The sequence below is a fragment of the Roseococcus sp. SYP-B2431 genome (assembly GCF_004336745.1).
Classification (GTDB): Bacteria; Pseudomonadota; Alphaproteobacteria; order Acetobacterales; family Acetobacteraceae; genus Roseococcus.
The window spans coordinates 83,026-96,318 of record NZ_SJXD01000022.1; the positions used below are offsets into that span (position 1 = coordinate 83,026).

Consider the following 13,293-nt stretch of genomic DNA (forward strand, 5'->3'; position numbering starts at 1 on the left):
TCCTCGTGTTATTTTATGGAGGATGCTCAAGAATGCTTCGTATTTTGGCCCTGTTGGGCCTCATGATGACATCGGCCTGTGCAACAATCACGACTGGCACTTCACAGCCGATCACGGTGACGAGCGAGCCCGCCCAGGCGGTTTGCCAGATGCAGCGCGGTGGCGAGGTCGTTGGCGCGGTGAGCGCCACGCCCGCCACGGTCACGGTGAGCCGCTCCTCCCGCGACATCTCGCTGCGTTGCGAGCGTCCTGGGTACCAGCCCGGCGTCACCACCGTGGCGGCCAACTTCCAGGCCATGACGCTCGGCAATCTTCTGATCGGTGGCCTCGTTGGAATCGCCGTCGACGCCGCATCGGGGGCGATCGGGGAGTATCCCGGCAACGTTCACGTCACGCTTCCTCCCAGCCAGCCCGCGAGTGGCGACAGCCCCCTGGCGGCACGCCGTCGCGAGATCACGACGCAGGCCGATGACCGGATCGCGGCCGTGCGGGCATCATGTACCGACCGGCCGACGCGCGGCGGAGCAGCGAGCAGCTGCGATATGGCGGTGAACGCGATCAACATGGAGCGCGAAGCCCAGCTGCGGCTCCTGCAGGAACCGCCAGGGGCGATGCCGCGAGCCTGAGGAGACCCGGGCGGGGATGGTGCGCAGTCGGTTTTAGGCACCATATCCCCGCCATGGACCTCGATTTCACCGAAGACGAGCTGCACCGCTACTCGCGCCATATCCTCCTCAAGGAGGTCGGCGCGATCGGCCAGGCGAAGCTGCGCGCGGCGCGCGTGCTCATCGTCGGCGCAGGCGGGCTCGGATCGCCGCTGGCGCTCTATCTCGCCGCGGCCGGCGTCGGCACCCTCGGCCTGGTGGACCATGACGCGCTGGAGCTCTCCAACTTGCAGCGCCAGGTCGCGCATGCCACCTCGCGCATCGGCCAGAACAAGACGGACAGCACCGCCGCCGCCCTGCGCGACCTGAACCCCGAGGTGCGGCTCGAGCTTCACACCCGCCGCATGGACCGCGCCGCCGCCGAGGCGCTGATCCCGCGCTACGACGTGATCTGCGACGGTACGGACAACTTCCCGACGCGCTTCCTCCTCGGCGACGCCTGCCACCTGTTGAAGAGGCCGCTGGTCACCGCCGCCGTCCTCCGATTCGAGGGGCAGCTCTCCGTCTTCCGCGCGCATGAGGGCGCGCCGCACCCATGCCATCGCTGCCTCCACCCGGAGATGCCGCCCGAGGGCCTGGTCCCGACCTGCTCCCAGGCCGGCGTCCTCGGCGCGGTCGTCGGCGTGATGGGCACCCTGCAGGCGACGGAGGTGCTGAAGGTCGTCATGGGCATCGGCGAGGACATGTCGGGCCGCCTGCTTCTGTGGGACGCGCTCGACGCACGCTTCCGCACCGTGAAGCTGCGGCGCGACCTGGAATGCGCCCTCTGCGGCGAGAAGGCGGATATCCGCGACCTCTCGGCGCATTCGTGAGCCCGCTCGGCATCCTGCTCCTCTCGGGCGGACATGAGCGCGGCCATTACGCGCTGATGCTCGCGACCGCCGCCGCCGCGATCGGCCGGCCGGTCACGCTCTTCGCCACCAATGCCGGCTGCCGCCTCCTGCTGAAGGACGCGCCCCTCGAAAGCGATGGGCGCGAGCAGGAGCTGTCGCGATCCGGCGTCGCGACGCTCGGCGAGCTGATGGAGGCGGCGCAGGCCCTCGGCATCCGCCTGATCGCCTGCGAGGCCGGGCTGCGCGCCGAATCGCTGACGGAGGAACCCCTGGCCGAGGGGGCCGAGATCGCCGGCATCGTCACCTTCCTCGCTGCCGTGGGCTCGGGGCAGGTCATTTCCCTCTGAGCGCCCGTTCTGACCCTTGACCCGGCGCGGCTGGGCGCGGCATCGAAGGGGGGATGAGGGCCCGCTTCACCATCGCGCTTCTCGCGCTTGCCGGTGCCGTCGGCACGCCGGGCTTTGCTCCCGCACAGTCCAGCCTGGGCGGCTCGCAGGTGCTTGCGCCGCCCCGGGCCGCTTCCCCGCCGGCTGCGACGCCACCCTCCGCGCGCCCCGGCCAGGCGCAGCGTCCCACGCCGCCGGCACGCCCCGCTCAGGCCCAGCGCCCCGCAAGCCAGCGCCCCCAGGCGCAACGCCCCGCCTCGCCGCAGACCGCGGCCCAGCGCCAAGCCGCGGAGCGCCAGCGCCGCGCGGCCGCCCAGGCCGCCGCGGCGGCGGCAGCAGCGGCTGCGGCCGCCGCCGCGGCGGCTGCCGCGCAGGCCACTCCTCCTGCGCCGGAGCCGCAGCCCAGCATCGGCAGCGTCACCGGGCTGCCGATGCCGCGCTTCGCGGCGCTGCGCTCCAATGACGTGAACCTCCGCGTCGGGCCCGACCGCCGCTTTCCGGTCGAGTGGCGCTACCAGCGCGCCGACCTGCCGGTGCAGATCATCCGCGAGCACGACCAGTGGCGCCGCATCCGCGACCCGGACGGGACGGAGGGCTGGCTCGCCGCCTCCAACCTCCAGCCCGGCCGCCGCACCTTCATCGTCCGAGGCAACGCGACGGCCGAGATCCAGCTCCGCCGCCGCGCCGAGGACGGCGCCGCGCCCGTGGCGCGGCTGCGCCCGGGCGTGATCGGCCGCATCCGCAATTGCGAGGCCGGAAGCGCCTGGTGCGAGGTGCAGGTGCAGGACCGCCGCGGCTACATCAGGCGCGCGGAGATCTTCGGCGTGATGGCGGACGAGGAGATCAAGTAGCGGGGCTGGCGGGAAGGATGCGGCAGCCCGTGCGGCCGCGATCCATTCAGGCGGAGGCGCGGCGGCCCGCGGATGGCGCGGCCTGCTCCCCATCCAGCTTCAGCACCTCGCCGGCCAGGTAAAGGCTGCCGCAGATCAGGATCCGGCCCGGCGGCTCCTCGGCCATGATCCGCGCCAGGGCCGAGCGCAGGTCCGGTCCCGGCCGGGCTAGGCCGCCGCTGGCCGCGACGATCTCCTCCACCGACATGGCCAGATGCTGGCCAGGCTCCCGCACGGCCGTGACGCTGTCGGCCAGCGGTAGGAGCGGCGCCAGGAAGCCTTTCGCCGTCTTGCCCTGCTTCATGCCGACCACGAGGTGCACCGGCCTGTCGCGCCATTCCACGAGGGTCTCGGCCAGCGCCGCCCCGGCCCCGGCATTGTGGCCGCCGTCAAGCCACAATTCCCAGGGCGGCGGCGGCGCCAGCGCGCCCCCTAGACGCTGCATCCGCGCCGGCCACTCCGCGGCGGCGACCCCGCGCAGGATGGCCTGCTCCGTCAGCCAGATGGGATTCCAGGTCCGCATGGCGGCGACGGCGATGCCGGCATTGTCGGGCTGATGCGCCCCGCGAAGCCCCAACGGCGGCAGGTTCAACGGCCCCTTCGCGTCCCGGTAGAGATGCCCATTGGAGGTCGGCTCGATCCGCCATTCGCAGTCCCGAGCCAGCAGCGTGGTGCCCAGCGCGGCGGCGCAGGCCGAGATCACGCCGAGCGCCGCCGGATCCTGCCGGCCGGTGACGCAGGGGATGCCCGGGCGGATGATCCCGGCCTTCTCGAAGGCGATCTTCTCCAGCGTGTCGCCCAGGAAATCCATATGGTCCATGGAGACGCTGGTGATCGCCGTCACGGCCGGCGACTGCACCACATTCGTCGCGTCGTAGCGGCCGCCGAGGCCCACCTCGAGCACGAGCATGTCGGCCGGGACGCGGCTGAACAGCAGCAGCGCGACCGCGGTGGTGATCTCGAAGACGGTGATGGGGTCGGCGCCGTTCACCTCCTCGACCTCCTCGAGCGCGGCGACCAGGAACTCCTCGGCGACGAGGTGGCCGGCCAGCCGGATACGCTCGTGGAAGCGCACGAGGTGCGGCGAGGTATAGACATGCACGCGCCGCCCCGCCGCCTCGCCGATGGCGCGCAGGAAGGCGCAGGTCGAGCCCTTGCCGTTGGTGCCGGCGACATGGACCACGGGCGGCAGCCGCCGCTCGGGATGGCCGAGCTTGGCCAGCAGCTTGTGGAGGCGTCCCAGGCTGAGGTCGATCAGGACGGGGTGGAGCGCATGCAGCCGGTCGATGATCTCTTCCGAGCGGGGCATACTTTATGCCCTCAGACGGCGGGTGGGTTGGGGCTGCTTGCCCCAACCGCCGCTTTGCCTTCGCCGCGCCGCGGGGGCGCCTGGCCCGGAGGTGGAGTGGGCGGCGCCGGCCGCAGTCGCGGCCGGATTTCCCTGGGATCGCTCCCGGACCATCTCAGGCGGCCGCCGGCACGGGTTCTCCTTCGGCGTCCCTCAGCAACCGGATCAGCCGTCCGAGCGTGGCGCGCATCTCGCCGCGCCTGACGACCATGTCGAGGATGCCGTGCTCCAACAGGTATTCGGCCCGCTGGAAGCCCTCCGGCAGCTTCTCCCGGACGGTCTGCTCGATGACGCGCGCGCCGGCGAAGCCGATCAGCGCGCCGGGCTCGGCGATCTGGATGTCGCCCAGCATGGCGAAGCTGGCCGTGACGCCGCCCGTCGTCGGGTCGCAGAGCACGACGAGGAAGGGCAGGCCGGCGTCCTTCACCATCTGCGTCGCGATCACGGTGCGCGGCATCTGCATCAGGCTCACCGCGCCCTCCTGCATGCGGGCGCCGCCCGAGCTCGCGAAGACGATCAGCGGCGCGTCCTGCAGGACGGCCAGCCGCGCGGCCGTCACGATCGCCTCGCCCACGCCGGCGCCCATGGAGCCCGCCATGAAGGCGAATTCGAAGGCCGCGACGACGGCGCGCTGCGCCTCGATGGTGCCATGGCCGACCAGCACCGCGTCATCCATGCCGGACTTCGCCTGGGCGTCGCGCAGGCGCTCCGAATAGCGGCGCTGGTCGCGGAAGCGCAGCGGATCGGCGGGCGCCTTGGGGAGCTCGATCTTCTGCCAGCCCTCGTCCAGGGTCGCGTCGAGCCGCTGCCGCGCCGAGAGCCGCATGTGGTGACCGCAATGCGGGCAGACGCGGAGATTCTTATCCAGATCCGTCTGGAAGATCATCTGCTCGCAGGAGGGGCATTTGTGCCAGAGATTCTCCGGCACCTCGCGGGAGCCGAAAAGCGTCTTGATCTTGGGCAGAGCCCACTCGGAAATCCAGTTCATGTCTCTGCCCTCAGGCGCCGGAGGCCGGGCTCGCCGGCCGGGGCTCCGCGCCCTGTGAGGGCCGCGCCAGGCGGGAAGACCGGTCGCGGCGCGCCGGCCGCAGTCACGGCCGGACGCTGCATCATCGTTCACGATCTGACATGACGGCGCTTGCCGTGCGGGTCAAGCGATGTTGCGAAAGGTGCGCAACACGGCGCTACAACGCGCGACAGGCCCATGCTAGGGAGGAGCCATGCCTCGAGCGGCAGCCGCACGGCTGCGTCCCGCGGCCCCTCGCCCTCGCGCCACCCCCCGGCTCGAAAGACGGCCCCCCCCGAGCGGGCCAAAACCCGGCGGGCCCCCTGCCCGCGCCGCCACACCGGCCCGCCGAAGCCTCGGCGGCCGGCTCTTCCGGCTGGGCATCATCCTGGCGATCTGGGGCGCCTTCGCGCTGGCCGCCGTACTCCTCTGGTTCACCTGGGACATGCCGCGCACGGATTCGGCGCTGGAGCACCGGCGCCGCCCCAGCGTCACCCTGCAGACCGCCGAGGGCAGCCCCCTCGGCAACCAGGGCGACCTCTATGGCGAGACCCTGCGCCTGCGCGACATGCCGCCGCACGTCCCGGCCGCGCTGCTCGCCATCGAGGACCGGCGCTTCCGCAGCCATTTCGGGCTGGACCCCATCGGCCTCGCCCGCGCGATCTACCGCAACATCGACGCCGGCGACGTGGTCCAGGGCGGCTCGACGCTGACGCAGCAGCTCGCCAAGAACCTGTTCCTGAGCCCCGCCCGCAGCACGCGGCGCAAGGTGCAGGAGGCGCTGATGGCCCTCTGGCTGGAGCACCGCTTCACCAAGGACCAACTCCTCGAGATCTACCTGAACCGCGTCTATCTGGGCGGCGGCGCCTATGGCGTGGACGCGGCGGCGCGGCTCTATTTCGGCGTCTCGGCGCGGCGGCTGACCCTCCCGCAGGCCGCGATCCTGGCCGGGCTGCCGCAGGCCCCCTCGCGCTACAACCCGCGCTCCAACCCCGACGGCGCCATGGCCCGCGGCCGCGACGTGCTGGCCGCCATGCGCGACACCGGCGCCATCACCGCCGAGCAGGCGGCCCAGGCGGCAGAGGAGATGCGCATCCCGCCGCGGCCCTCGCGCAACGGCGGCTGGTTCGCCGACTGGATCTTCGAGGACATTCCGGAGGCCTTCCCCGGCAGCAGCGCCGACCTCGTGATCCGCACCACGCTCGACCCGCGCTGGCAGAGCGCGGTGGAAACGCGCCTCGCCGCCCTGCTCGACGGGCCGGGGCGCCAGACGCGCGTCAGCCAGGGCGCGGTGATCGTGATGGACGCCCCCACCGGCGCCGTCCGCGCCATGGCCGGCGGGCGGGACTTCCGCCTCTCGCCCTTCAACCGCGCCACCAGCGCGCGGCGCCAGCCGGGCTCCACCTTCAAGGCGCTGGTCTACCTGGCGGCGCTGGAGCGCGGGGCCAGCCCCGGCGATGCCGTGAGCGATGCGCGTCTCGCGCGCGGCTGGTCGCCCTCCAACGGGCATTGGCGCTCGCGCGGCTCGATCACGCTGGAGGAGGCCTTCGCGCAATCGGTCAACACCGCGGCCGTGCGCGTCCTGCAGATGGGGGGCGGGTCGCGGGCCGTGGCGGAGGTCGCCGGGCGCCTCGGCCTGCGCGGGCGCTTCCCGACGGACGGCTCGATCGCGCTCGGCACCGGCGAAGTGACGCTGATCGACCTCGCCGCCGCCTATGCCGCCATCGCCAATGGCGGCCGGCGCGTGACGCCGCATGGCATGGCGCGGGTGGAGGCGGAGGGGCGCGTGGTCAGCGCGCCGCGTCCCCCGGCGCCGCAGGTCATCGCCAGTTCCCATGCCGAGCAGATGCGGCAGATGATGTCCGCCGTCACGCGCTACGGCACCGGCCGCCAGGCGGCGGTGCCGGGCCTGGCCGTGGGCGGCAAGACGGGCACCACCCAGGATTACCGCGATGCCTGGTTCCTGGGCTTCGTGCAGCTTCCTTCCGGGCCGCTGGTGATCGGGGTATGGCTCGGCAATGATAACAATGTCGGCATGGACGAGATCTCCGGGGGGACGCTCCCGGCCCGGCTGTTCCGGGAGATCGTCGAGGCGGCCCGGGCCGGCCCTTAGCGGATGACGCTGCGCTGGGACGTGCTGCTGGCCATCCTGGGAATGGCGTTGTCCACCTACCTGCTCCGGGCCGGCGGCTACGCGCTGCTGCGCGCCTTCCGGCCGACGCCCTTCGTGACGGCGATGCTGAGCCACATGCCCGGCTGCATCTTCGTGGCCTTCGTGATCCCGGCGCTGGTGATCGGCGGGCCGGTGCAGATGCTGGCCGCCGCCGGCGTAGTGGGCGTGATGATCGGCACGCGCAGCTACATGCTGGCGATCGGCGCGGGCGTCGCGGTGATCTGGCTGATGCGGTCACTGCCGGGGTGAAGATCCGGCGCAGTCTGGAGTCCGGCGACGCCGAGGTGCTCGCCGCCCTCCTGTCCGAGCTCGGATGGGCGCCCCACAACGGCGATGTCGCTGATTTCGTCCTCCGGCCGCGGCCCCGGCACCGCGCGCGAGGGGCCCAGGCCGCAGCCTAAGCCGGCGCCGTCTCCGGGATCGGCGGCTGGGGCGGCGCCTTGGCGGAAAACAGCCGCAGCCCGGCCGCGTCGCAATGCTGCTTCATGCGGCGGTTGAGCTCGCGCCCCACGGCCCAGCGCCGCGCCGGCGGCGTCATGATCCGGGCGCGCAGGAAGACGCCCATGTCGGTCATCTTGTCCACGCCCATGACCTCCAGCGGCGCCAGGAGCTGCGGCGCCCAGGCCTCGTCCTCGCGCATCGCCTCGCCCACCTGCCGCAGGATCATCACCGCCTTGTCGGTGTCCACCGAATAATCGAGCGCCACGTCCACGACCGCATATCCGAAGTCGCGCGTCTGGTTCGTCACCGTCGAGACCGAGCTGAAGGGCACGATGTGGACCGAGCCATCCACCGCCCGCAGCCGGATCGAGCGGATCGAGAGCTGTTCCACCGTTCCCGTCAGGCCGCCGACCGTCACGGTATCGCCCACCGTCACCGCATCCTCGAGCAGCAGGAAGATGCCGGTGATGACGTCGCGCACCAGCGTCTGGCTGCCGAAGCCGATGGCGAGGCCGACGACGCCGGCGCCGGCGAGCAGCGGCGCCACGTTGATGCCGACCTCGGTCAGCGCGGTGATCGTGACCACCACCAGCAGCACGCCCGCGATCGCGGTCCGCAACATGGGCAGAAGCGTTCGGACGCGCGCGCTGCGGGCTGCCGAGCTGTCATGAGGCAGGGCCTTGAGCTGACGCTGAATGGCCGAATTCGCCGCCTCCCAGGCCAGAAGCGCGACTGCCGCCGTGATTCCGATGGTCACGGCCCCGGAGACCAGTCGCCCGCCCCAGCGGCCCGGCCGGAACCAGGACAGCGAGTGCAGCCCCCAGGCTTCCAGCAGAAGGACGATGACGATGGCGCTGATGACGGCCGAAACGATGGTGCGCAGCGCCGGCAGGTAGCGGTTGGCCCGCGCCTCCAGCCCGGGGTATTTGCCCGCCAGGTCGGTGCTGACACGGAACAGCCAGTCGAGCAGCCGGCGCATGCCCTCGTCCAGCAGCTTGCCGCCCGCGATGATGGCGACCGTGGTCACCGAGGCGCCGAACAGCCGCTCGAAGCCCCGGTCGATGTTCATCGCCCAGACCGCCCAGGCGGCCAGCAGCCACAGGATGATGATGACATGCCAGGCCAGGGCCAGCCGGTTGCGGATTGCCCGCATCCAGCGTCGGCTGGCGCTCGGCTGGTCGTCCTCGGCCAGGGTCGGCGCGTCCAGCAGCTGGGCGACCGCGCCGCGATTCTGCATCACCACGACGGCGACGAGCAGGGTGAGCACCAGCAGGCCGAAGCGCCAGATCGTCTGGTGCGCGCCATAGGGCAGGCCGAAGAGCATCGCCGATTCGGCGATGGTGTAGAAGAGCACGCCGGCCAGGGCGAGGCGGCGCAGCCAGAGCATGGCATAGGCGGCCGTCTCGTCGTCGCAGGGGATGAGGCGCAGGCGCCCATTGTTCGGCGCGAAGAACATCCGGCCCACGGCCATGATCGCGCGCGCGGCCATATAGGCGAAGACCACCTGCTCCATGACCAGGCGGTTGGAGGGCCAGAGAGCATAGGCATCCACCACCGCGATCGCGCAGAGGCCGAATCCCAGGATGGGAACCATGTCGAGCGCCAGATGGGCCAGTAGGTAGGGCAGGCTGCGGATGCGCCGCATCGGCCCTTCGACGGCGGCTACGCGGGCCTCCAGCATCCGGTGCGGGCGGCGCATGAGGTACCGCAGGATCCGCTCGACCACCACGCCGCCGATCAGCATCAGGGCGAGCTTCCAGGCGAGGCTCAGGACCTGGGACTGCAGGCGCTCGTCATAGGTCAGCCGGCTGAACCAGTCGCCGACGGCGTTGAGCTCCGTCGCGGCGGAGAGACGCGTGAGGATGTTCTCCAGGAAGGCGACCAGCCTCTGGCCGACGCCGGTGACGATCTCGGCGGGGACTGAGGCGGGCTCCTCGTCAGCGGGCGCCGCGGCCGGCGCGGCGGCTGGGGCCGCGCCTCCGGCGGCCGCGGGCGGGGATTCCAGGGCGCGGATCAGCGCGGCGCGGCGGCTCTCGTCGCGGAGGATCTCGAGCAGGGCGCCCAGCTCGGCCTGGGTCGTCGCCGAAACCTGGCCGTTCTGAGCCGCGGCGGGCGCAGGCGCGGGCGCCGCCGGAGCCGCAGCGGCGGGAGGCGCAGCGGCCGCTGGCGGTGCGGCGGGCGCCTGCGCCAGGGCCGGGAGGGCGAGGAACAGGGCGAGGAGGGGCAGGAGTCGACCGAGCATGCCCCTGGTTGTGGGGCCTGGGGGGCTCAGGTCAAGTTTCAGGTGCAGGCCGGGCGGTTGCCCCGAACGGCCAGGGCGCCCACATTGCCGCCATGAAGACATTCTTCACCATCCTGGTTCTGGCCTCTATGGCCGCGACGCTCGGCGTGCTTGTTGCGGGCATGATCGGGATGGCGCGCGGAATGCCGGGCCAGGCCTCGCAGAAGCTGATGCGGTATCGCGTGCTCCTGCAAGGTCTCACCCTGGTCCTTTTCGCCATCCTCATGATGATCTGGAAATAGCCGGCGCCTACCGGCTCAGCAGCCAGTCCGGCAGGCCGGTGACCAGGGTCACCGGGAAGAGCGTGACCAGGACCACCGTCAGCACCAGCATCAAGAAGAAGGGCATGGAGGCCTTCGCCACCTCCAGCTGCTCCTTCCCCGTCATCGTCTGCATGACGAAGAGGTTGAACCCCACCGGTGGCGTGATCTCTGCGATCTCGACCAGCAACACAATGAAGATGCCGAACCACACCAGGTCGAATCCCGCATGCTGCACCAGCGGGATGACGATGGAGGTGGTCAGCACGATCATCGACACGCCGTCCAGCGCCGTGCCCAGGACCACGTAGACCACCGTCAGGATGGCGATCAGCCCATAGGGGCCGAGGTTGAGATGCGTCACGCCCTCCGCCAGGGCCGCGGGGATGCCGGTCAGCGCCATCGCCTTGGTCAGGAAGGCCGCGCCCGCCAGGATGAACATGATCATACAGGAGAGGCGCGTCGCGCCCTTTACGCTGTCGAGGAAGCTCTGCCAGGTCAGCACCCGCTCGCCCGCGGCGAGGCCGAGCAGGGCGAAGAATGCGATCGGCCAGAATTGCGAGAAGGGGATCAGCCCCACCGCCCAGGCGATCAGGTCCAGAACCAGCAGGCCGAGCCCGGTCCAGCGCCCCGCCGCCATGAGCAGCGAGCCCAGCACGCCGAAGGCGGCGGCCTCCGTCGCCGTGGCCCAGCCCACGAACATCGTGCCGATGACGACGACGATCAGCACGGCACAGGGGATGAGCTTGGAGCTCTGCCGCAGCTTCTCGGCGAAGGGGATGGGCGGTTCGGGCCTGGGCTGCTTGGCCGGGTTCATCTTGGCCCAGATCGCGATATAGGCGCTGAACAGCAGCATCACGAGCAGGCCCGGGATGCAGCCCGCGATGAAGACGCGCACGATCGAGACCTCGGCCGCCACGGCATAGACCACCATGATGATCGAGGGCGGGATCAGGATGCCGAGCGTGCCCGAGGTGGCCAGCGAGCCAACCGCCACGTCCTCGTCGTAGCCGCGCTTCTTGAGCTCCGGCAAGGCGATCTTGGAGACGGTGGCGCAGGTCGCGGCCGAGGAGCCGGAGACCGAGCCGAAGATGCCGCAGGCCAGGATGTTCACGTGCAGCAGCCCGCCCGGGAGGCGCCGGACCCAGGGCGCGAGGCCATTGAACAGTTCTTCCGAGAGCTTGGTGCGGAACAGTATCTCCCCCATCCAGACGAACATGGGCAGGGCCGCGAGGGTCCAGGATCCGGTGGCCTCCCAGAAGGAGGAGGCGAGGTAGAGGCCGGGCGAAGGATGCGCCGCAGCCATGGCGACGTAGCCGACGGCCGCGAGCGCCATGGCGATCCAGAGGCCCGCGCCCAGGAACACGCACAGCAGGACGAGCAGGAGCAAGGCGAAGGTGAGGAGGTCCATGTCTCAGACTTCCGCCGAGAAGTCGCCGGCGGCGGCCCGTTCCTCGGCGGCGCGGACATAGGTGGGGATCGCCCCCTTCAGCACCGCGACGAACTCATCGACGATCGCGATCAGCAGGATGCCAGATCCCAGCGGCATGGCGAGCTTCGGTATCCAGAGCTGGAAGGGCACCGTGCCCTGCGCGACCTCCTCGATCTCCCAGGAGAAGATCACGTCCTGCGCGGTCCAGAAGGCGATGTAGCCGACCAGCAGGGCGGCCATCGCCAGCACCAGCAGCTCCATGACCCGGCGGGCCCCCGGGCCGAGCCGGTCGAGCACCATGCCCACCCGGATCAGCTCGCCGCGCTTGAAGGTGGCGCCGAGAGCGAAGAAGGTGGTCGCGACGCAGAGATAGGCGCTGAGGTCGTCGGCGCCGGCGAATTGCCGGTTCGTCTCGCGCAGCGCGACCTGCGACATCATCACGACAAAGATGGAGAACAGCGACAGCGCGGCGAGGCCGGCGCTGGCGGCGTAGAGGGCGTCCAGCGCGCGGCGCATGCGGGGCCCGCCTCAGGCGCGATAGGCCGCGATCAGCTTCTGCCCGTCCTCGCCCGTGCGCGACACCCATTCCTCGGTCATCTGCGCGCTGATGCGGCGCATGCCTTCCTTAAGCTCCGGGGTGGCTTCGGAGATGGTCATGCCGCGCTGGCGCAGCGTGGCCTCGGTGCTGGCTGTCGCTTCCTCGGCCATGCGCCAGCCGCGCGTCTCGGCGGTGGCGGCGGCGGCGCGGATGGCGGCCTGGGTGGCGGGAGGCAGGGCGTCGAAGACGCGCTTCTGCACCATGATGACGTTGCGCGTGAAGGTGAAGGCGGCCGGGGTGAAGACCCGGCAATAGTCCCAGGCCTGGGTGTCCACGCCGGTCTGGGCCGAGGTCACCATCGCGTTCACCACGCCCGTCGCGAAGGCCTGCGGCAGCTCGGCCTGCTGCACCAGCGTCGGGCTCGCGCCGATCAGCGAGGCGAAGCGGTTGGTCATGACGTTGAAGGTGCGGAACTTGGTCCCGCGCAGCGACTCGAGCGAGGCGAGCGGCACGTTGGAATAGAAGCCGCCCGGGGGCCAGGGCACCATATAGAGCAGCGAGAGGCCTTGCCGGTTCAGCCGCGCCTCGACATAGGGCTTGGACAGGTCGGAAAGGCGCTTGGCGCCGGCGAAGTCCGGCACGAGGCCGGGGATGCCGTCCACTTCGAAGAAGGCATCCTCGTTGCCATAGGCCGAGAGCAGGATCTCACCGAGCTGCACCTGGCCGGTCTGCACGCCGCGCTTGATCTGGCCCATGGGCAGCAGCGCCGCGTTGGAATGAAGCTGCACTGCGATATTGGCGGCCTGGAGCTCGGCCAGGAAGGTCTGGATGTTGCGCGTATGGAAATTGCCGTCCGGATAGGCGGTGGCCATCTGCCAGCGCGTCTGCGCGCCGGCGAGGCTCGGCACGAGCGGGCTGGCAGCAGCGGCGGCCAGAAGGGCGCGGCGGTGGATGGTCATGGGTCGAGCCTCTCCGGGATGACGACGGATGGAGCATCGACCGAGGTCCGACGCGGGCGCAAGCCCGACCTTTCGCCGGCT

The 13,293-nt window shown here is 71.1% G+C and carries 13 protein-coding genes; 7 read left to right on the forward strand and 6 right to left on the reverse strand.

Annotated elements, in window-relative coordinates; genetic code table 11:
* The first annotated feature begins 32 nt into the window (after nucleotides 1-32).
* From EJV46_RS08400 to EJV46_RS23210, 4 genes are read left to right on the forward strand one after another with little or no spacing between them, the layout of a single operon-like run.
* The gene (locus EJV46_RS08400) at nucleotides 33-626 is read left to right on the forward strand and encodes a hypothetical protein (RefSeq protein WP_131548173.1); all 594 of its coding nucleotides are present in this window, start codon (nucleotides 33-35) and stop codon (nucleotides 624-626) included.
* A gap of 53 nt (nucleotides 627-679) precedes the next feature.
* Nucleotides 680-1,477 (forward strand): molybdopterin-synthase adenylyltransferase MoeB, encoded by a 798-nt coding sequence (locus EJV46_RS08405; RefSeq protein ID WP_131548174.1) that lies wholly within the window; start codon nucleotides 680-682, stop codon nucleotides 1,475-1,477.
* Nucleotides 1,474-1,845 carry a DsrE family protein gene (locus EJV46_RS08410; protein ID WP_240782464.1) on the forward strand — a complete coding sequence of 124 codons (372 nt, stop codon included), beginning with the start codon at nucleotides 1,474-1,476 and terminating at the stop codon, nucleotides 1,843-1,845. Before EJV46_RS08405 ends, EJV46_RS08410 begins: the two co-directional genes overlap by 4 nt.
* A 53-nt stretch (nucleotides 1,846-1,898) precedes the next feature.
* A complete protein-coding gene (locus EJV46_RS23210) occupies nucleotides 1,899-2,735 on the forward strand; it encodes an SH3 domain-containing protein (RefSeq protein WP_240782465.1) in 837 nt (278 codons plus the stop codon).
* A 46-nt stretch (nucleotides 2,736-2,781) separates the two neighbouring features.
* Here EJV46_RS23210 and EJV46_RS08420 read toward each other — a convergent pair whose 3' ends face one another.
* Both EJV46_RS08420 and accD read right to left on the reverse strand, forming a co-directional pair.
* Nucleotides 2,782-4,083, reverse strand: coding sequence for a folylpolyglutamate synthase/dihydrofolate synthase family protein (locus EJV46_RS08420; protein WP_131548176.1), 1,302 nt, complete (start codon nucleotides 4,081-4,083; stop codon nucleotides 2,782-2,784).
* Nucleotides 4,084-4,237: 154 nt separating this feature from the next.
* The gene (gene accD, locus EJV46_RS08425; RefSeq protein ID WP_131548177.1) at nucleotides 4,238-5,110 is read right to left on the reverse strand and encodes an acetyl-CoA carboxylase, carboxyltransferase subunit beta; all 873 of its coding nucleotides are present in this window, start codon (nucleotides 5,108-5,110) and stop codon (nucleotides 4,238-4,240) included.
* 232 nt (nucleotides 5,111-5,342) lie between these two features.
* Here accD and EJV46_RS08430 point away from each other — a divergent pair, with 232 nt between their 5' ends.
* Nucleotides 5,343-7,241: a transglycosylase domain-containing protein gene (locus tag EJV46_RS08430; protein WP_131548178.1), complete on the forward strand. Its 1,899-nt coding sequence runs from the start codon at nucleotides 5,343-5,345 to the stop codon at nucleotides 7,239-7,241.
* Between the two features lie 3 nt (nucleotides 7,242-7,244).
* A complete protein-coding gene (locus EJV46_RS08435) occupies nucleotides 7,245-7,550 on the forward strand; it encodes an AzlD family protein (protein ID WP_240782466.1) in 306 nt (101 codons plus the stop codon).
* Between the two features lie 148 nt (nucleotides 7,551-7,698).
* Here the strand turns inward: EJV46_RS08435 and EJV46_RS08440 are convergent, their stop codons facing one another.
* Nucleotides 7,699-9,984, reverse strand: a complete 2,286-nt coding sequence (locus tag EJV46_RS08440; RefSeq protein WP_131548179.1) for a mechanosensitive ion channel domain-containing protein — start codon at nucleotides 9,982-9,984, stop codon at nucleotides 7,699-7,701.
* Nucleotides 9,985-10,076: 92 nt separating this feature from the next.
* On the opposite strand from EJV46_RS08440, the gene EJV46_RS08445 reads away from it, so the two are divergent.
* Nucleotides 10,077-10,265 (forward strand): HIG1 domain-containing protein, encoded by a 189-nt coding sequence (locus EJV46_RS08445; protein WP_131548180.1) that lies wholly within the window; start codon nucleotides 10,077-10,079, stop codon nucleotides 10,263-10,265.
* A 7-nt stretch (nucleotides 10,266-10,272) separates the two neighbouring features.
* On the opposite strand, the gene EJV46_RS08450 is transcribed toward EJV46_RS08445, so the two are convergent.
* Genes EJV46_RS08450 through EJV46_RS08460 form a run of 3 tightly spaced genes read right to left on the reverse strand, consistent with a single transcriptional unit; the run spans nucleotide 10,273 to nucleotide 13,212 of the window.
* Nucleotides 10,273-11,694 carry a TRAP transporter large permease gene (locus EJV46_RS08450; protein WP_131548181.1) on the reverse strand — a complete coding sequence of 474 codons (1,422 nt, stop codon included), beginning with the start codon at nucleotides 11,692-11,694 and terminating at the stop codon, nucleotides 10,273-10,275.
* 3 nt (nucleotides 11,695-11,697) lie between these two features.
* Nucleotides 11,698-12,231, reverse strand: coding sequence for a TRAP transporter small permease (locus EJV46_RS08455; RefSeq protein ID WP_131548182.1), 534 nt, complete (start codon nucleotides 12,229-12,231; stop codon nucleotides 11,698-11,700).
* Nucleotides 12,232-12,243: 12 nt separating this feature from the next.
* On the reverse strand, nucleotides 12,244-13,212 hold the full coding sequence (locus EJV46_RS08460; protein WP_131548183.1) for a TRAP transporter substrate-binding protein: 969 nt from the start codon (nucleotides 13,210-13,212) through the stop codon (nucleotides 12,244-12,246).
* Between the last annotated feature and the right edge of the window lie 81 nt (nucleotides 13,213-13,293).